The sequence below is a fragment of the Acetobacter zythi genome, from assembly GCF_963921165.1.
In the GTDB taxonomy this organism is placed as follows: domain Bacteria; phylum Pseudomonadota; class Alphaproteobacteria; order Acetobacterales; family Acetobacteraceae; genus Acetobacter.
On the sequence record NZ_CAWUEO010000012.1, the window covers coordinates 296,800 to 315,879 of the forward strand.

General features: G+C 56.0%; 16 protein-coding genes, 1 tRNA gene and 1 riboswitch. Of the genes, 4 read left to right on the plus strand and 13 right to left on the minus strand.

What is annotated here, in order from left to right; genetic code table 11:
• Nucleotides 1-28: 28 nt before the first annotated feature.
• The 6 genes from rplU to AABE20_RS07030 all read right to left on the minus strand — a co-directional run bounded on the left by rplU (nucleotide 29) and on the right by AABE20_RS07030 (nucleotide 6,542).
• On the minus strand, nucleotides 29-343 hold the full coding sequence (gene rplU / locus AABE20_RS07005; protein ID WP_025826492.1) for a 50S ribosomal protein L21: 315 nt from the start codon (nucleotides 341-343) through the stop codon (nucleotides 29-31).
• A 220-nt stretch (nucleotides 344-563) separates the two neighbouring features.
• Nucleotides 564-1,490 (minus strand): glucosamine inositolphosphorylceramide transferase family protein, encoded by a 927-nt coding sequence (locus tag AABE20_RS07010; protein WP_338332422.1) that lies wholly within the window; start codon nucleotides 1,488-1,490, stop codon nucleotides 564-566.
• A gap of 54 nt (nucleotides 1,491-1,544) precedes the next feature.
• The gene (locus AABE20_RS07015) at nucleotides 1,545-2,864 is read right to left on the minus strand and encodes a lipopolysaccharide biosynthesis protein (protein ID WP_338332423.1); all 1,320 of its coding nucleotides are present in this window, start codon (nucleotides 2,862-2,864) and stop codon (nucleotides 1,545-1,547) included.
• A 121-nt stretch (nucleotides 2,865-2,985) separates the two neighbouring features.
• Nucleotides 2,986-4,113 carry a hypothetical protein gene (locus AABE20_RS07020; protein WP_338332424.1) on the minus strand — a complete coding sequence of 376 codons (1,128 nt, stop codon included), beginning with the start codon at nucleotides 4,111-4,113 and terminating at the stop codon, nucleotides 2,986-2,988.
• Between the two features lie 107 nt (nucleotides 4,114-4,220).
• The gene (locus tag AABE20_RS07025; RefSeq protein ID WP_338332425.1) at nucleotides 4,221-5,306 is read right to left on the minus strand and encodes a glycosyltransferase; all 1,086 of its coding nucleotides are present in this window, start codon (nucleotides 5,304-5,306) and stop codon (nucleotides 4,221-4,223) included.
• A gap of 63 nt (nucleotides 5,307-5,369) precedes the next feature.
• Entirely contained in the window at nucleotides 5,370-6,542 is a 1,173-nt protein-coding gene (locus AABE20_RS07030; protein WP_338332426.1) for a CDP-glycerol glycerophosphotransferase family protein, read from the minus strand.
• Nucleotides 6,543-7,005: 463 nt separating this feature from the next.
• Here AABE20_RS07030 and AABE20_RS07035 point away from each other — a divergent pair.
• Nucleotides 7,006-7,095, plus strand: a tRNA-Ser gene (locus AABE20_RS07035).
• A 190-nt stretch (nucleotides 7,096-7,285) separates the two neighbouring features.
• On the opposite strand, the gene AABE20_RS07040 is transcribed toward AABE20_RS07035, so the two are convergent.
• The 7 genes from AABE20_RS07040 to AABE20_RS07070 form a co-directional block, all read right to left on the minus strand.
• On the minus strand, nucleotides 7,286-8,119 hold the full coding sequence (locus AABE20_RS07040) for an SDR family NAD(P)-dependent oxidoreductase (RefSeq protein ID WP_338332427.1): 834 nt from the start codon (nucleotides 8,117-8,119) through the stop codon (nucleotides 7,286-7,288).
• Nucleotides 8,120-8,594: 475 nt separating this feature from the next.
• Nucleotides 8,595-10,097, minus strand: a complete 1,503-nt coding sequence (locus AABE20_RS07045; RefSeq protein ID WP_338332428.1) for a hypothetical protein — start codon at nucleotides 10,095-10,097, stop codon at nucleotides 8,595-8,597.
• Nucleotides 10,098-10,523: 426 nt separating this feature from the next.
• The gene (locus AABE20_RS07050; RefSeq protein ID WP_338332429.1) at nucleotides 10,524-11,849 is read right to left on the minus strand and encodes an outer membrane beta-barrel protein; all 1,326 of its coding nucleotides are present in this window, start codon (nucleotides 11,847-11,849) and stop codon (nucleotides 10,524-10,526) included.
• Nucleotides 11,850-12,060: 211 nt separating this feature from the next.
• Entirely contained in the window at nucleotides 12,061-12,612 is a 552-nt protein-coding gene (locus AABE20_RS07055) for a flavodoxin family protein (RefSeq protein ID WP_338332430.1), read from the minus strand.
• Nucleotides 12,613-12,810: 198 nt separating this feature from the next.
• Nucleotides 12,811-13,449, minus strand: a complete 639-nt coding sequence (petA, locus tag AABE20_RS07060) for a ubiquinol-cytochrome c reductase iron-sulfur subunit (RefSeq protein ID WP_338332431.1) — start codon at nucleotides 13,447-13,449, stop codon at nucleotides 12,811-12,813.
• Nucleotides 13,450-13,471: 22 nt separating this feature from the next.
• On the minus strand, nucleotides 13,472-14,248 hold the full coding sequence (locus AABE20_RS07065) for a cytochrome c1 (RefSeq protein ID WP_338332432.1): 777 nt from the start codon (nucleotides 14,246-14,248) through the stop codon (nucleotides 13,472-13,474).
• Entirely contained in the window at nucleotides 14,248-15,441 is a 1,194-nt protein-coding gene (locus AABE20_RS07070) for a cytochrome b (RefSeq protein ID WP_408740796.1), read from the minus strand. The genes AABE20_RS07065 and AABE20_RS07070 overlap by 1 nt, the downstream gene beginning before the upstream one ends.
• A 385-nt stretch (nucleotides 15,442-15,826) precedes the next feature.
• Nucleotides 15,827-15,974: riboswitch (FMN riboswitch) on the plus strand.
• A gap of 119 nt (nucleotides 15,975-16,093) precedes the next feature.
• Here AABE20_RS07070 and ribD point away from each other — a divergent pair.
• Genes ribD through ribB form a run of 3 tightly spaced genes read left to right on the plus strand, consistent with a single transcriptional unit; the run spans nucleotide 16,094 to nucleotide 19,052 of the window.
• Complete coding sequence (gene ribD, locus AABE20_RS07075) at nucleotides 16,094-17,146, plus strand: bifunctional diaminohydroxyphosphoribosylaminopyrimidine deaminase/5-amino-6-(5-phosphoribosylamino)uracil reductase RibD (protein ID WP_408740764.1); 1,053 nt, start codon at nucleotides 16,094-16,096, stop codon at nucleotides 17,144-17,146.
• Nucleotides 17,128-17,730: a riboflavin synthase gene (locus tag AABE20_RS07080; RefSeq protein WP_338332434.1), complete on the plus strand. Its 603-nt coding sequence runs from the start codon at nucleotides 17,128-17,130 to the stop codon at nucleotides 17,728-17,730. Before ribD ends, AABE20_RS07080 begins: the two co-directional genes overlap by 19 nt.
• Nucleotides 17,715-19,052 (plus strand): 3,4-dihydroxy-2-butanone-4-phosphate synthase, encoded by a 1,338-nt coding sequence (ribB, locus tag AABE20_RS07085; RefSeq protein WP_338332435.1) that lies wholly within the window; start codon nucleotides 17,715-17,717, stop codon nucleotides 19,050-19,052. Before AABE20_RS07080 ends, ribB begins: the two co-directional genes overlap by 16 nt.
• The last annotated feature ends 28 nt before the right edge of the window (nucleotides 19,053-19,080 follow it).

Sequence of the window (19,080 nt, forward strand, 5' to 3'; positions counted from 1 at the left end):
CCAACCTGTTATTCCCCTTGGGGGAAAATCAGGCGGCGTTAATTTCCTGAATGCGCAGAACGGTAACTGGCTGACGGTGGCCGTTTTTGCGGCGGCTGTTCTGCCGACGGCGCTTCTTGAAGATAATGACCTTCTTGAGGCGGTCCTGAGCGATAACGGTGGCCGTTACCTTTGCGCCAGCAACTGTGGGAGCACCAATGGTTGTGCCGCTCTCGCCACCAACGGCCAGAACGTCATCAAAGGTGATGGTGGAGCCGGCTTCAACTTCCAGCTTTTCAACCTTCAGCACCATGTTGGGCTCAACCCGGTACTGTTTGCCGCCAGTGCGGATAACTGCGAACATAAACTGTCTCTCTTTCCGATCTCTTGACCCTCGCGGCACCTTGGGCACAGGCGAAAGATCAGCTCGCTTTTTGTTCTTTGGCCGCAACTTTGCACGGCATGCTTCCATCTGCGTGGATCAGCGGGGCTTTTACTGGCAGACTCGCAGCCGCGTCAACAAAGAACTTGCGCGTTGGCATTATTTTGGCGGTATTGGCCCGTTAGCGGCGGGTGCCATGCGCCTATTTCCGCCTGTTTTGGAAAAAACCCCCGGCGCAAAGCCGCCTGACTTCCCGCCATGCCTGTAGCCCAACCCCATAGGCCGAGAGGTCCGTATATTTGGCATCAATCAGCGTTACGGGGCCAACGCCTGCGAGTGTATGCATCCCTTCTGTATAGGGGGCATAGCTGGCGGGCCTGCCGATGGGAGGCCCTGCGTGGGTAACAACCCTGTCTGGGGTGAGTGTGTCAAAGGTCAGGGGGCGGATGGCTCCGCCATATGTCTGTGTGCAGTCCTGCACTGGCAGCACGACCTTGCCGTCAAGCACACAGGGTGTGCCGCCGGGGCGGGTGCTGGCGCTGTCCCGCCGGACGGGGTTGGCAGGGTGGCGCCGCCATGGGCCAGACAGGCTGGGCGCATAGGCCAGATGCAACTCTCCTACGGCGGCGGTGCGGCATCTGGCTGGCACGTAGAACAGCCACCACAACCCGTTATGGAAAAAGGGAGTGGCGTCTATGGCTATGTCATCACCCAGATCAATCACGCCTGCTTCCTCCCACTGGTCGGGAAAGTGTTTGCAGCGGTAGAGTGTGAGCCTGCCAGAGCGAAACGCCTCCGGCAGCATCCATGTCTGGCCTTCGGCCTCAAAAACATATGGGTAGGAGAGGTGCCACGGTGTTTGGAGCACCTTGCGCTGTTCCAGCAGGGCTAGAGCCTCGTCATAGATAAAAACATCTATGGAGCCTACGCGCACGCGGTAGTCGTAATCCTCTACAAAAACATGGAGCTTGCCGTCCCGCCACAGGCCAAACGGGTCCGCCCTAAAGCAGAAGCGGCGCATGGGTGGGGTCCACACAACTGGCAGTCCTTCAAGCGTGCCTTGTGCCAGAATATGCTGGAGCGGGCTGCTTACAATGCCTACACGCCAGATGTCTTTGCGCAGTCCCATGGTCGATGTCCCTGATCTGGTGGAGAGGGGGAAAGCCGTTATGCCTGCTTTTGCTTATCGGGTTTTGAAATCAGACTTGAACAGCCAGATCCCCACAAACCGGGAGAGCAGAACAGCAGCGCTGGACAGAACGGTGGCCAGACAGGCCCCGTAAAGCCCCATTTTGTTGGTAAAAATATACAGAAGTGGAAAATACAGCAGGGTAATAATGGTTCTGTTGATGGTTAAAAAACGCACACGGTCCATTACCGTCAACAACGGGTCCAGCGGCACCAGAAGCAGGCTGCAGGCTGTGGCAACCAGCATCATGGAAATATACAGGGATGAATCAGAGACGGTCTCATGGAACATAAAGGAAAATATTTCCCCTCCTGAAAAAAAGGAGAGAATAATAAGGAGTGAAGACAGCAGCAGAAGCACGGAAAACATGATGAATGTTAGTTTTTTCAACCCAAGCCAGTTGTTCTGATCCCGCATTTTAATAAGTTCGGGGTAAAGAACCGGGGACAGAAGTTGCGCAGGTGTTGCCATACCATCTGCAATCTGCCGCGAAACCCTGAAAATAGCAGCATCCGCCGGTCCCAGATGCCCACCAATAATCAGGGTTGCAACCTGCCCGGAGACAGAACCCAGCGTCTGGTTCAAGGTGACATTGCGGGTAAAAGCCCACATGCCCGGTAATTGCCACTTACGGGTCTGGAAGGCGTGAACATAGATTTTGACAATGTTGATTTTAATGGAGGACAGGGCAAAGCAGACCGAGGCCGTGTAGTCGATCACACGCGCCAGTCCCCAGATCAGCAGAAAATACCCTAAAGTATAGTGGAGTTCGTAGCCAATAACGGTTGCGGATGTTTGAAATGCCGAGGCAAGAAAATCTATAATAGGGGCCGCATGGAATTTGCCAGACAAACGCAATATGCCATTTGACCACCCAGTGTACATAAATGGGCTGCAAAAAGCATAGAGCAGGGCCAGTATTATAATATGCTGTGACCAGCCCGCGATTGTACCGTAGATCAGAGCCAACGCCAGAGCCAAGGTCAGGGCAATGGCTGCGGATAGCGTATCCAGCCGGATTGAAAAACCAATAATCTTCCGCAGCAGGGGCATATCCTTGCTGGCAAAGGCCTCGCTTCCAAAGTGGATTAGCGTCTGCCACGACTGCATGCGCGACAGCATGGATGATGTGGAGGCAAGCGAATGAATAAGGATAAGGAGGCCAAAGTCCGCCAGCCCCAGCGTTCGCACGGCAAGCGAAATATATATGAAACTGCATAACGCATTGCCAATGCGCCCTGCGGTTAAAAAGCCGACATTTCGGAATATGCTGCTAAAGATTGATTTGTCGCTGGCCATCAGGGTGTCGACCACAAACCTAAGAATTTGTCCATGACAGAACCTCTGATGTTGGGTGGGTGCGTTGAAGGCCTTAATGAACGCAGGGCGTAAAGTGGCGACCGCGCACCGCTTGGCATGGCGGCGTTGCGCGTGTTCAAAACGATGTCAGATATTGCATAATGGCGTCTGCCCCGCGTTGTGATGCGCCAAGCAGTGTGGTGCCAAAGGCCTCCTGAAAAAACTTTTCCTGTGCCGGGCGGTATAAAGCGTGGCGCTTTGCCGCATTGGCTATGGTGGGCATAAGGTCTTGAATGTTTTCAACAACATCCCCCAAAGTCCAGTAAATAAAATGCGGGTCATTCTTCCACGGAATTTTGCGGGGATTCAAAAATACACACGGGCGGGGAATGGCGAGGAACTCGTAAATCTGGCTGCTGACATCCCCAATATAGAGTGCGGCTTGGGAGGTGTATGTCATGTCCAGCATGGCGGGCGACCCGGTATCCACCAGAATGCCCGGCCCCTGCTGGCGTTTGAGTACGCGCTCCCGAATGCCAAAACTCTTGTGAAACATTTTAATATGGGGTGCCACGACCAGATTATACCCATCGGGCTTGTTTATCTGCGCTCTAAAGCCCTGAATAAGCGGCATCATCCATTTTGAAGCGGAGGTAACGGAACGCTGGCAATGGGGGTTGTAGAGCGCAAAGGGGTGGCCATTCTCAAAATGAATGGTGTTGTCATGCCGCATGGCGGCAAAAACATCGAATTTTGGATAACCGATAATTCTTCCACTATTGTTCTGTAATAATCCGCGGCTTTCAAAAAAGGCTTCGTCTTTGGCGCCGGAGAGCAACACCAGATCAAATTCACGAACAAGATGCTGGTCTTTTACATAGCGCCCCGCAGCGCCATGCATGAGCAGAACGAGCTTTGGCTTGGTCAGCCCCATTTTTTTCAAAATACCGGCAGAGTATTCTGTTGCGACAACCGCATCGTACTTGTTCAGTTCCTCAATGTTTTCCTTCAGAACCAAAGCTCTTTCCTGATCAAGGCGTCTGGTATGCTTAAGGGCACGCACTTTCCATGATTTGGGGAAGGCTTTCAGGGGGATGTCTGGTGCATTCAGGCAACGCCTGATCCGCTTGAGGTGTAATGGCGTTTCGGGAAAGCTGTAATATTCAACAACCTGATTGCCGGGTACAGAAAACAGAGCACTTGCCACGGTTGCTGCATGGTAACACTGGTATGGTTCTGCAATATATATAAATGCAATTTTCACGACTATTCTTTCTGGCTTAGCCTATGGTCTGTTATAATTCTGGTTTCTAATAAAATCAGGAGATTATGTCATCAGAGACATTCTTTTTAGGGGCGTAGGGTTTTGTTTTAGCGGCATGTCTCTACGATCCGCTCAACGCGGGCCAGAATGCTCCGACCAATCTGGTCAAACTGTTGGGCGCTAAAGCGGGCCAGCACGGCGGTGCGTGCAAGCTGGCCCATGGCGGCCAGATGTTCTGGCTGCTTGAGCAGGTCCTCCAGCGCATCGGCCAGTGCCGTCACATTTTGTGGGGGCACAATGCGGCCGGTCTGGGGGGTAATGGAAGATGGGATTTCCCCCGCATCCGAGGCAATAACGGGCAGAGCGGCCAACATGGCCTCATGTGCGGCCAGGCAGAAGCCTTCCCACAGGGATGGCTGGGTGTAGAGATGCAGGCGGGTCAGAAAAGTCGAAGGATCTTTGATGTGCCCAAGGATTTGTATGGGCAGCCTGTCCCGCGCAATCAGTTCTTCAAGGTGGGGGCGTTCTTCTCCCTCACCACCGATCAGCACCTCAAAGGGGGGGAGGCCGGGGCGGGTCTGGAGCATGGCAATGGCCGCGCACAGCGTATCGTACCCCTTGACCGGGTGTAGCCGCCCCAGTGTGCCAATGCGCACAGGTGTGCCGGGTTGCCATGGTGTGGCTGTGGGTTCGTGCGGGTCTGCCCGAAAAATGGGCCATTCCACAAGGTGGTCGGGGGTTACGCCAAGGGTAAGGCGTGTCTGTTCCGCCACGCAGGAGGAATCTGCCACCCACAGGGCGCTCCGGTTTTTGAAGTGCCGGAGCAGGGCTGCGTTAAAAGGCTTAAGCCGTGCGGAATGCTGCCAGCTTACAACGGGAATATGCTGCCATTTGCCAACCATCTGGCCCAGAAGTGTGGCGCGGCTGAGGGATGTCCACAACACATCGGGTTTGTAGGATCGCATCTGCCGGTGCAGCCAGCGCAGGGCCGCAAGGTGGTCCTTGCGTGTGCCGGGGCGGATATGCAGCGTCAGCCCCGCATCCTGCAAAGGTTCAATGGCCAGACCGTTGCGCCGTGTGAGGGCAAAAACCTCAACATGGTGTCCGGCGTCCCGCATGACTTTTGTAATTGCCGGAACGGGCAGCGCCGCACCACCGCTTTCCACGGAGTTTATAATATATGCGATTTTCATCGGCGCGAGTTTTGCACGGATTAGACCAATAGACGAGGGAGAAGCAGACTTGGCGGGAAGGGCTTAGGTCCTTTTTTGCAAAAAACGGACAATGGCATCCGCAGCTCCGGGGGATGTTGGCCCTTTGTCCTGATGTTCGAAGGTTTCTGCAACATAGGCGCGCTGCTTGTCCGCAAACTCATCCTGACGGGCAAAGGCGGCGGAAAGGGCTTTGTCCAGCTCGCTGGGGCTGTCAATGACCTGCCCCAGAGTCCAGAACCGGTAGTCCTTGTTGTTCTGCCAGTGCGCATGGTGGGCATTGAGGAAAATGCATGGCCGGGGGCGGATAAGAAATTCCGCAACCTGACTGCTGACATCCCCCAGATAAAGGTCCGCCGCCATGGTGTAGGTCATGTCTATGCTGCTGGTGCTGCCTGTATCGATCAGAATGTTCGAATACTTGGCAAAGCGTTTGACCAGTGCTTCGGCCTGCTTTTTGTGGCCGTTGAACAGGCGGTAGTGTGGGGCGCAGATCAGGTTGTAATGGTCCTGATTGGCAAAATAGTTCAGGATCGCTTCACCAAACTGGTGCCACGATGTCAGACCGCGTGAAAAATGCGGGTTGTACAGGACAATGGGCTTGTCGTTATCAAACAGACGGGCCTGCTGCTTGTGCAGGCGCTCTACAATGTCAAACTTGGCATAGGTCCCCATGTAGTAGTCGCCGGGGGTGATCAGGCCACGTTCAAGCAGCCTCTGCTCCACTTTTTTGCCGGAGAGCAGCACAAAGTCAAACTGCTTAATATCATCCGCAAACCCGATAGCCCGGTCCCCCGCGCCATGCCGGGTCCAGATATACAGTGGATCTGTGACCCCCATGCGCTTGAGGTAGAGCGAGGTCCGCTCCGGCACAACAACAGCCCGAAACTGCTTGAAATAGCTGCGGCTGAAGAACAGGGAGGCCAATCTTTCAATCGGACCGGGGCCGTTGCGTTCGATTAACCTGCCGAGCCATGCGGGAATGGGGAGCAGATCGTAGATGACTTTTGCTGCTGGGTAGACCCGGCCAAGGGAGCGGGCATAGTCCAGATGGCTCTGGGTTGGGCAGGCAACATGCACTTCCACATTGGGGTGGCGTGCCGCCATTTCAAAAGCGATCGGGAGGGAGTGGAGCGTCTGGTGCGGCTGTGCGATCAGGAGGAAAACCACTTTAAGCGTTTTAAGAGCGCTTTGGGGCGGTGTCGGTTTTACTGACACGTCCTTAAGGCCACTCCCTAAGCTTGGAAGATGTTCCTGACGATCTGTCATATCAAAAAAAAATGGCTGCACAGGCACATAGGTCAAGCTACGGCTCTTTCCTCTGAGGAGGCGGGCACCACAATCTTGTTGCCAGGTACGCACCTCATTCTATTCAGCGTTTTGCAAAGACATCAATATTGCCCGCTGACTTGCACCAGATAATGCACACCGTCAAGACGCAAACACCTCTTGTAAGGGTCTGAACAAGCACACAAACCCTCACTTAATATGGATGTTTGACACATATCTTGACCACCCCGTCAGTCTGGCTCGTAGCCGCATGACCGGCTCTTGAGCAAGCAGCATGCTGCGGTGTTCAAGGGAGGTTTTGCCATGACCTGCTGGGCGTCTGGTGCCCCATCATGCTTTTGCGGATCAGCGCTTGCGTATTTGTTTCAGCGCACCTATAAGACATCCCCACGGAGAGGTGCCAGAGCGGTCGAATGGGGCGGTCTCGAAAACCGTTGTGCGAGCAATCGTACCTAGGGTTCGAATCCCTATCTCTCCGCCAACCTGCTGTTTTCCCTATAAAAACAAACACTTACACAACTCTGTCGTTGCAGGGTTGTGTCGTGACCTGTCTTGGGGCGGGTAAGTGACTTCAGAGAGGCTGATGTGCTGCTGGCGGCGTGTGATGACGGTACTCGTACTTCACATCGTGGCAAGCTTCATCATTCGGCCTTAAAGCACAAACCCTGAGCCTAGTCGGGCTGGTCTGTGCGGTTTTTCAACAGGTTTTTTCTGTATCGTGTGCGGCTTGCTTTGGCCCATGCTGTCATGAATGGCAGGCACAAACGTAAGAACCGGGGGGACCACAGGAAAAGGCTGCAAAACAGCCTGTCAAAGCTGGATGGAAAGTTTTCTACGTGTTTGCCAACACCGTTTGAAAGAATCCAATTGGCAATTGCTTCTGGTTCTTGTGGCGCAGACATGAAGTTCAGAACGGAACCGCCATGCGCCATTTCCGTAGCGAGCATGGATGTATTCACGCTGCCGGGGAAGATGGAAGACACATGAATATGCCGGGGCTTGAGTTCCTGCTCCAATGCCAGAGCAAACCCGCGCAAGCCGAATTTGGATGCGGAATACACGCTGCTTCCCGCCAGCGGAAAAATGCCCGCCATGGAATTGGTGTAGATAAGATGAGAACCTTTTGCCATCATCGGCAAAATGGCATTGGTCAGCAGCATAACGCCAACCAGATTGATCTGGACCTGCTCCGCGACAAGGCCGTGATCAAGGGTGGCGACAGGTTGGGGTGAAATAACGCCCGCGCAAAATACGAAAAGATTGATGCTGGCACAGGTATTCCCGATAGTCCGGGCTGCTTCTTGAATAGTTTTTGAATCCGTTAGGTCGCATGTCAGCATGCAATCGACATATGCTGTGTCCGCCGCTGGGTTGACCTGACGTGACAAACCAATGACCCAATACCCACGTTGGCGCAACTGATCACACAAAGCGCGCCCTATGCCGCCAGAAGCACCGCTTACAACGGCAACCTGCTGACCTGTTTTCTTGTTTTTTTCAAACAAAACAATTGCCTATCTCAACAATTCCCGATCCGACTTACATGCGGCAGGCCATGGTGATGCTGCCAGCAATTGTGTGTTTCGTGTACCATACCTTCTCAGCCTTGTCTTCCTTGATCATGCTTTATGCCAGTTCAGCGCTGGTCGGCATAATGCCTGATTTTGAACAGTAGAATGGTGGAAAAATGAAGGGTTAAGGGTTTTCTGTCAAAACACACTAAAGGTTTCTGTCCAGGGTTACGGGTATATTTTTTAATTCTTTAACATTCATCGCTGTGCGCATAGAGACTGTTTTTTTGTCAGGTTACTCATGCGCGGCCTGTAAACAGGTCGTATTATATAATTGAACCGGGTATTGAACAAAAAAACGCCTATATTCCGGCAGGGTTCGTGCAAAAAGCATGAAATAGAGTTTGTGTATAAACTTTATTCCGTTGGATGTAACTCTTGCGTGTTTGGTGCTACGGCGCACAAAACATTAGTGTGTCTGCATATCTGAACGTGTCTGACCTTGGGCAGGCTGTATCAGTTTGTAAATGGAGAGTGAAAACTTGTTGGGCCGGGATGGCCGTACATTGACCGCATAAATTAATTGATAATGGGCCTGTATCCACTGGCATACCGGGGCTTCAACCTGATGCCGCGTGCAGGCATCATAAGGCATGACCACATAGGGTGCGTTCTGCTCAAGGTCCTGTAGGTAATGTTGCCATGCCTGTTGGCCATACATGATGTCTATATGAGTATAGAACAGGTACGGATCAAACGGATTGAGGTCGGACATATAAAATACGGATTCATGGGTCCGAATATTCAGAACCTTTTTCAGTCCGATTTCTTTGTGGAGTGCAGCATAGTTCACCCGGTTGCTAAAGCGTAGGGTGTTGATGTTCTTGTGAGTATTCTGCACCATAAAAAAAGCGACGAATACAAAGAAAGGTATAAGCGTATACCCAGTCAATGTTACGTTCTGGCGCAGCAGAATAGCCCACATAATGGCGGCAGGAACAAAGCAGAGCAGGAAGTAATGGTCAAAGGGATGGCCTGATAGAATGGTTGCGGGCAGGGACGATAAAAACCAAAGTGGCAGAAGCAGATTTTTACGGTTTTCTATAGTCCAGTCCATTGGCGAAAAACGCCTGCACCATGCAAGCAGTATGGGGCTGAGCAGCACAGCATCCACCGTGTTCCAGAACAGGCAACGCAACCGCTCGTGCCATGACCCGCTATAATGATGCAGGAAGTTCTGTTGCATGGAAAAATACGACTGCAACGCACCATGCCCCGCCATAACGTAAGGCGAGAACAGGACCACCAATCCCGTTATCCCGCCTAGCAAGGTCAGGCCGCAGCGGGAGAGGCGGAACCAGCCGGGGGAAAACAGCAGCACGGAAGCAGGAGCCAGCAGGCAGAGTGCTGCAAGATAGTTTACATTAACAACAAAGGCCGCCACGCAGCCTGCAAGAAAAAACAGGCTGTTCTGATTTTTTTCCAGACCTTTGAGCATAAGGGTCAGGCAGAGTGCTTCCCCCGTTAGCAGAACAAGTTCTGAGTTGCCTGAAAGAATATCAAAAATAGCCCCGCCAACAATGAGCAGTATAAAAGCTGTCCATCTGGAAAAAGCGCCAAATGCCCGACAGACACACACAATAACACCACTTAAAACAAATGCGAGAAGCGTAAATTTGCCTCTATAAAATGGCGTTATCTGGTCCCATAGGCCATAAAACAGGTCCACGCCCAATGGCTTGTGGTCAAAAGCATAGGCATAAGGGAGTAGATGGTAGCGGAGCATGCCGCGCCCCAAAACTGTGTAGTAAGCGGGGTCTTCATTGGCAAAAGGGATGAGCAGGTAGCTTAGGATATAAATAAAAACGGCCAGCAGTAGCGTGTATTTGAGAACTGTGTACCCAGTTGGCACGCGGCAGTCGGGGAGCAGGGCCGAAAGAACGGCATCTGTTCTGTTTTTCTTCTGCGGCATGCCCCAAAACCCGACAATGTAAAGACAGCATGCCCTTACAACTAATTAAGGCAGGATGTAACTCTTTATCGCAAACGGTGCGCTCCGCAGCATATCGCGCATGCCCCGTTGGGTTTGTGGTCGTTGGAGAGGGCACTCGAGCGGGACTGTCCCGTATTCATGCCCCAAAAAACGCGCGGGAGTGGCCAAAAAGCTGTGGAATGTACGGGTGCGTGCGCCAGCATGCTGGTTGCATATGTGTCTGCTGGCACACCGTGTTGGGGGCGGGAGGCAGCAGCACGGCACCCCTTTGTGCATAGCCCGTAAGTTGCACACGCATGGCAGGTATAAAGTGGGATAATACGATTGGCACGCTCACCTCCATTGCGTAGGCGGGCGTGCCTGTGTGGTTTGTGTTCAGGTCTGCGGTGGTGCGGCGCGCGCTTTTTAGAAGCCGATGACCGCATCCCCACCAAAGGTGAACATGCCGTTGTTGCGACCACCATTAAAAGGGGTGGTGCTGTTAAGGGCGCGGTCAAACCGGATTTCCGGACGAAGCTGGAAGACGCGCACATGGTGGCCCAGATCGGGGCGGTAGGCGACGTTAAGCGAGAGGTCGCCATAGGTGGTGCCGTGGCCACTTGCGCCGGGCACAAGGTCCGCCGGGCGGCCAGCAATGGCATTCATGTAAGAGTTGTTGCCACGGAAGGAGGCCACCAGCGAGTTGGTGTTGTCGCGGTAGATTTCGCCACGGTAGTTGAACGTAAAGTCCTTGTTGATCTTGTAGCTCAGGAACGAAACAAAGCTTTCGGCATCCGTGCCTGCAAACTGGCCACGTGCGCCAAGGCCGCGTATGCCCTCGTCATGCAGGTAGTTGAACTCGGCTGTCAGGCTCAGCTTGTCGTTCACCTGATAGGTTGCGTTAATATCGTTCCAGAAGCGCTGGGCATGGTTGGCTTCGTAACGTGAGATGGTGGAGGAGCCACGCCACACATCTTCTGGCCCCACACGGCTGAGTTCGACAATACGCAGCTTGCCGCCAAGCAGATTGTTCAGGTTAAAGCCAAAATAACCCGCAGGCCTGTCGTTGTTGTCTGACGAGCCAAAGGTTGTCTGGTTGCCCGTATCAATCCCGAATGTAACGTCCAGAATGGGGGTAACATGCCAGTTGAACATCGCGCCCACATGCTGGAAGGGCACGGAGTATTCAGACGTATATGCCAGCGTGTAGAAAGCGCGGGAGGAGGGGTCCAGTCCTTCCACACCCATAGGGGCCTGTAGAATACCGGCCTGCATGTCCAGCCCGCCGGAGGTGAGCCATGGCAGGTGTACGTCAACATGGGCCTGTGCGGGAATAAGCTGGTAGCGGGCCTTCCACTCCTGATCGGACACGCCAACCAGATGGTAGTAGCGTGCATCCGAACCATAAAGACCTTCGAGCGTAAAGCCGATCTGATAGGTGTTCTTGCTCGAATCAATGGCTTTGGAGAGCGTGAATTCCGCCTGGTTCAACTGGACCTGATTGGCATGGTCGGCCAGAAAGTCACCAAAGTTGTAGCCGGGGTTGGGGCGGGCCGGATTGGCCATAATGCCGCCTTCAATCTGGCCGATCAGGGTAACATCGGACAGCCAGTGCGACAGGTCGGACCCCCCGCTGGAAAAAGCTGAAAAAGGGTGAACCTGTGCTTTTGCCGACTCAAAAGGTGCGACCGCCAGAATGGAAGTAACGCTGAGGGCAATGGCAAAACCTGATTTTTTGCTGAACAGATTCATTACTCAGATTCCCGCACTTTTATTGTATTTATATGTGCCGCTAAGGTGATTGACTAGCCCGATTGGTAACATTCCGATATCAGAATGAAATAGAAAAAATGACAAACGGGTATCACAGTTGCGTGATACCCGCTGACTATGGCGCAGTTTTATTTATCTTTTTGAAGAATAGACCACTGCCACGCAATTTCATGCCGTATCAATACGGATTTCATGCAAATCGTTCTGTGATTTCGGCAATACGCACACCAAAAGCGGTGGCCGTATCCAGCCCGCCTTGTGGAATTTCGTCCACGCTGGCGTCAGAGGGGCTTTGTACCAGCAGGCCGGTGGAGCCGCCAAGGGCGTTCAGGTCCGTATTTTTGGCAGCTTTGGTGTTGGAAGGCAGCATGCCAAGGCTGATCCATAGGCCACCATGCTGGGCTGCAAGGGTTTGCAGCCATGCTAGTGTTACGCCTTTGTCGCCTACAGGGCTGGCGCTGTTGGTAAAGCCTGCGAACAGCTTGTTCTGCCAGCCGCGCATGAACCAGATTTTGGATGAAGCATCCGCGAATTTTTTGAACTGCCAGCTTGCATTGCCCATATAGGTCGGTGCGCCAAACACAATGGTTTTGGCTTCGGCCAGCTTGTCCCATGCACTGTCGGGCAGTTCACCATGATCATCAATGGCGATCAGTTCGGCCTTAGCACCTTGGGCGAGGTATTCTGCCACTTTGCGGGTGTGGCCATAACCGGAGTGATAAACAACAACAATCCCGGACATATCAGCAGCTCCATGTGTATTTTAAGGCCGGACCGCAGAGGACCTGCCCTGATTGCACAAGCATGGCGTAGTCCGCCATGGCTGATAAGCGGCTTTTGGGCAAAAGCATTTCACACCACAGGTGTGAGCTTTGTGTGGGCTGAAGTGGGGGAATAAAGCGGAAAACCCCCGCCAGACATGGCGCTGGCGGGGTGAAAGTCAGATCTGTTCTATGGTCGAAAAGTCGAAGGTTTCCCCCTTGGGGTTTTCGCCCAGCCGGATCACAGTAGCGGACGCCATGGTGTAAGGGGGCACTGGCAGGTTGTAAGGCGCTGGAGCGCCTTTTTGCACCCGGCCTGCCAGATCAAACCTGGAGCCATGGCACGGGCAGCCATACCCGCCCGATGCCTCCGGTCCGCTCCCCTGAGGGGGGGTGTAGGCTGGCACACAGCCCAGATGCGTGCAGATGCCAACATAAACCCCGTATTCGGGCGCAATGGAGCGGTGCCAGTTGCGGGCGTAGCCGGGCTGCTGGTTGGCGGTCGATGTGGGGTCTTTGAGCTGCGCGCTCAGATCCGCATTTTGCAGGCTTGCCAGTTCTTCTGGCGTGCGGCGGATAATAAAGACCGGTTTGCCCTGCCATACGGCCACCATCTGCTGGCCGGGTGCAAGGCGTGTCGTATCCACATCAACCGGCAGGTGGGCTGCTGCACTGTCCTGGGGTTGCAGGCTTTCCACAAACGGAATGGCGCAGGCCGCAATGCCTGTGACCGTGCCAGCCGTGGTGACCATGCCCAGAAAGTCACGGCGGCCGGGGGCCTGTTCGGGAGCTGGGGTGGTGTCAGTCTCGCGTGTCATGGTTGTGCGTGCTTTCCGTTCTTCACTGCGTTTTCAGGCGTTTCCAGATTTTGCGTTTCCATGCAATGGCCAGCGCCAGAAGCACGGCCAGATAGGCCATAACGGCCTTGCCAATATTGTGGCGTTCATTGCGGTGCGGATCGGACGCCCAGACCAGAAAAGTGGTTATGTCGCGCGCCTGCTGTTCCACCGTGGCGGGTGTGCCATCGGGGTACTGGATCATGCCGTTCATCAGGGGTGGGGGCATGCCAATCATGTGGCCTGTGGCCCAGTCGTTATAAAACTTGCCCGGCACCATGGGGGCATCGGCTGGTGGGGGCATGCGGTAGCCGGTCAAAAAAGCATAGAGCCAGTCCGGCCCGCCGGGGTGGGTCATGGCAAGGCGGGACTGATCGGGCGGGGCTACGCCCCCCATCATGGCTGCTGCTGCGGCATCGCTGGGGAAGGGGGAGTTCAGGTGGTCGTCGGGCAATCCGGGGCGCGTGGTGGGCTGGCCCATGGCGTCCGGTGCGCCGGGTTGCGGTTTGGCTTTTGCGGTTTCGGCAATCTGCTGCTGGGTCAGGCCAATGCCTGCCAGATCGTTATAGGTCAGGTTGCGCATGCCGTGGCAGGTGGAGCAAACGCGCTGGAACACCAAAAAGCCGCGTTGCAGGCTACCTTTGTCATACTGACCCAAGGGGCCATCAAAACTCCATGCCTGATGCGGGGGTGTTTTGTCTGGCTCATTGGCCAGCGCGGTGCCGGACAGGCCCAGTGCGACCAGCAGACCCAGAGCGGGGCGGGCAAAAGAACTCCGCATTAGTGATCTCCTTCCGCGGCGGCAATGGAGGCGGGGAGGGGGCGCGTTTTTTCCCGGCTTGAGGCAAGGGGGAGCAGCACCACAAAGTAGCTGAAGTAATAAAGCCCGGCCAGCCGCGCCACAATCAGCCAGCCGCCTTGGGCATGGTGCTTGCCTGCTGCGGCCAGCAGAATAAAAGCCGCAACAAGCCCGAACAGGCCAATCCGGCAGAGCGGGCGAAAGCGCATGGAACGCACGGGGGAGCGGTCCAGCCATGGCAGAGCAAACAGGATAAGCAGGGATGCGGCAGAAGCCACCAGTCCGCCAAATTTGGAAGGAACGGACTGGAGCAGGCCATAAAAAGGCAGGAAGTACCATTCCGGCTCAATATCGGCCGGTGTGTGCATGGGGTCGGCCGGGGTGTAATTATCCGCCTCGATCAGCACATTGGGCCAGAAGAACATAAGGGCTGCAAACACCATGGCGAACACGATCAGCCCGACCAGATCCTTGCTGATGTAATAGGGGTAGAAGGGCACGGTGTCCTTTGGAGTGCGCGGCTCCACCCCCAGCGGGTTGTTGGAGCCATTGACATGCACAATGGTCACATGCAGCGCCACAACCCCAACGACCACAAATGCCAGCAGGAAGTGCAGGACAAAAAAGTGGTGCAAAAACACATCACCCAGATGGTCCCCGCCCGCCATAATGTGCTCAAGTTCCGGGCCAATACCGGGTATGGCCCCTACGGCCTTGGTAATCACATCCGCTCCCCAGTAGGACATCTGCCCCCATGGCAGCATGTAACCGGCAAAGGCGGTCGCCATGACCAGCACCAGCAGGAGCAGGCCACTCAGCCACAGCAACTCACGCGGGGCTTTGTAGGAGCCGTAATACAGGCCACGGAACAGATGAATGTAGAGCGCGGCCAAAAACAGGTTGGCCCCGGTCATATGCATGGCCCGCAGCAGCCACCCGCCAGCAAGCTGGCGATCTATGGCCTCGACCGACAGAAAAGCCCCCGCATTGGTGGGCGTGTAGTTCATGGCCAGAAAAATGCCGGTAGCCAGCATAAGCAGCAGAACAACGGTAAGAATAGCGCCAAAGTTCCACAGCCCGTTCAGGTTACGGGGGAGGCGGAAATCAATATATTCAGCCCGGAAGGCGGAAATAACAGGCAGGCGTGCCTCCACCCACCCGGCAAGGCCGGTCATGGCCACGGGGGATGAGGTGGTTTGGGGGGCCGGGTCTGGCTTGGTCATGGCTGGTCCATGGGGGTTGAGGGAGCACCAACATACAACGTGAATGCAACCGGAGGGAAGGAACACAGGGTACGCAAGGAAAAACCTGCCTGAACTCATGGTTGCAAAAGGGCCGCCCGCTTGGTCCATGGCAGGACCGGGGCTGCGTGTTGCCTTTCATAACAGTGTCGGAATGTTAGGCAAGGGGGGGCTGGCTTTGCCCGGGGCTGTCAAAGGCAATGGCGCGGTGCCTGAAGGGGCTGCGCGGAGAGGCCATTAAGCAGATGTGAAGTGTTTTGTCCTTGCAACCCGTGGGGCTTGGGGCCATCATACAGGCAGAGCACCCGCTGTGTGGGTGCGACGTTCTCAGGGCAGGGTGTAATTCCCTACCGGCGGTAAAGGGGTGGTGCGCTACCCCAAGCCCGCGAGCGCCTGCTTCGGCAGGGTCAGCAGATCCGGTGTAATTCCGGAGCCGACGGTCATAGTCCGGATGAGAGAGAACGGAAAAGAGAGACTCGTTTTTTGTCCGCCATGCCGGAGTCCGGTTTGCGTACAGGGAGCGGGTGACCTTTTTTGACGCCCTGAGTCCGTCTGTAACGTGCAGGTATGGACTGAAGAGAACAGGGTGAACAGCATTTCACAATCCTTCTCCCACGCAATGCCAGAGCGTGTTGGCGCAGCCTTTGATCTGGCCGTGTCCGAGGCGTGGCGCTTTGCCGGGCAGACAGCACCAAACCCCGCCGTGGGGTGCGTGTTGCTGGATGCCCACGGAGCCGTGCTGGTCATTGCCGCCCACCACAAGGCGGGCGAACTGCATGCCGAACGTCTGGCTGTGGAGCAGGCGCGCGCCCTTGGTGTGGTGGAGCGGATTCACACCGCCGTTGTCACGCTTGAACCCTGTAACCATACCGGGCGCACCCCCCCCTGCACGCAGGCCCTGCTTTCCACCCCCGTGCAAACGGTCTGGATCGGGTGTGCGGACCCCAACCCCCATGTGCCCGGCGCAGGGGCCGCATATTTGCAGGCCCAGGGGCTGGATGTGCGCTGGCTGGCCCATGCTCCCAATGGTGCGGCCTGCATGGCGCGCTGCCGTGCGCTGCTTGCCCCTTTTGCATGGCGTATGGTGCATGGGCGGCCGTGGATTACGGTCAAACAGGCTGTGAATGCCCAAGGCGGCATGGTGCCCCCCGCAGGCAGCAAAACCTTTACAACCGCGCAATCGCTCCAGTTTGCGCATGCCCTGCGGCGCGTGACGGACGGCATTGTTACGGGCACGGGTACAATACAGGCAGACCAGCCCGCTTTTACCGTGCGGCACGTGCCAGACCATGCCAGCCGTCGGCGTGTGCTGGTTGTGTGCGGGGGGCAACGCAATGTGCCGCCCCACTGGCTGGCGCAGGCCGAACAGCGTTTTGATGTGCTGTTCTGCCCCAATTGCGCCGACCTGCCTGCCTTGCTGGCCAGCACACCAGCCCTGTGGGTTATGGTGGAGGCTGGTCCTACCCTGCTGCGCGCCATAAGTGCGCAGGGTTTGTGGGATGACTGGCTGCATATTGGGCAGGACGCGCAGGGGTGTGACCATTTTTCTGTTGCCACCCGACACGATATTTCCCCCCTTTCCCTTTTCCCTCAATGGGCAGAATGCACGCAGGAGCAGGCATGTTTTCCGGTATTATAGAATCCCTCGGTCAGGTCCTTAAGGTGGAGCAGGGTGCGCGCTCCCTTATGCTGGAAGTGCAGACAGGGCTTGCCGATGTGGCCGAAGGCGAGAGCATTGCCGTTAATGGTGTCTGCCTTACGGCGGTTGCTCCGGCACAGAATATGCCCGTTCGTTTTTTTGTGAGTAGCGAAACACTGGACCGCACCATGCTGGGCACGCTCACCGCAGGATCACGGGTTAATCTGGAACGCGCGGTAACTCCCTCCACCCGCCTTTCGGGCCATATTGTGCAGGGGCATGTGGACGGGCTTGGCCGGTTTGTAGGGGCAACCTCTGTGGGGGATGCCCGGCGTGTGGAGTTTGATATTCCAGCAGACCTGCGCCGCTACATGGTGGAAAAAGGCTCCGTCGCACTGGATGGAATCAGCCTGACCCTGAACGAGGTGGGGGCTGTGCAGGATGGTATGTTCCGTATTGCCCTCATGATCATTCCGCACACATGGGACCACACCACGCTGGGCACGCTCAGCGTGGGGGATGCCGTGAATGTGGAAGTGGATATCATTGCAAAATATGTGGAGGCACAATGTCAGGCAAAATGACACAGGGGCAGACCGCACCGCTCCAGCCTTCTGGGCGTTTGCTGCGCGCGTTGGACGCCGTGCGCGCGGGCCGCATGGTTGTTATGGTGGATGATGAGGACCGCGAGAACGAGGGAGACCTTGTTATGGCGGCCGAGTTCATGACCCCGCAGGCCATGAACTTCATGATCACCCATGCCCGTGGGCTGGTCTGCCTGCCCCTGACCGCCGAGCGGGTCGCGCAGCTTGAACTGCCCATGATGGTCCGCCAGAGCGACAATACCGCCCAGTATGGCACCGCGTTCACCGTGTCGATCGAGGCGCGGGAGGGTGTGAGCACGGGCATTTCCGCCGCCGACCGCGCGCAAACGGTGCTGGTCGCCACGGCGGAGGGGGCCGGACCTGCGGATATTGCATCACCGGGGCATATCTTCCCCCTGCGGGCCGAACCCGGTGGGGTGCTGGCGCGCATTGGCCACACGGAAGGCTCCATTGACCTGCTGCGCCTTGCAGGGCTTAAACCCGCGGCAGTTATTTGCGAAATTCTGAACGAGGACGGCACAATGGCCCGCCGCCCTCAACTGGACGTGTTTGCCCGCCAGCACGACCTGCCCATTATCTCCATTGCCGAACTGGTGGCATGGATCGGGGCTAACGGTCTGGCGCCTGTTGCCCCGCAATCCGCTCCGGCCCCTGTGGCGGCGGAAGATACCGTGCCCGATCTGGCCAAGGCCGCCCTGCCCAGCGTTTATGGCGGCAATGATCTGATAATCCACGCCTTTAAGGACGAAAACGGCGTGGAGCATGTGGCTCTGGTCAAAGGCGATGTGCGCCCCACTGGCCCGGTGCCGCTGGTGCGCCTGCATTCCGAATGTGTCACGGGGGATGCGCTCGGCTCCTTGCGGTGCGATTGCGGGTCCCAGCTTCAGGCCGCCTTGCAGGCCATAGGGCAGGCGGAATGCGGTGTGCTGGTCTATGTGCGTGGGCATGAAGGGCGCGGTATTGGCCTTGTGAACAAAATCCGTGCCTATGAACTGCAAGATGCGGGGCTGGATACGGTGGAGGCCAACCACAGGCTTGGCTTTGCGACCGATGCGCGCGACTGGCGGGCGGCGGCTGGTATTCTGCGCAGCCTTGGTGTGGGCCAGCTTGACCTGCTGACCAACAACCCGGACAAGGTGCGCGCGCTGGAAAGCCGCGGCTTTGTGGTGCGCAAAAGACTGGGGCTGGAAATTCCGGCCAACACGTTCAACCGGGCCTACCTGCACGCCAAACGTCAGCGCATGGGCCACCACCTGAGCTGCGATGCCCCAACCCCGGCACTGCACACAGTTCCCGCCTGAGCCAGATACGATTACGACCTAGCGATTA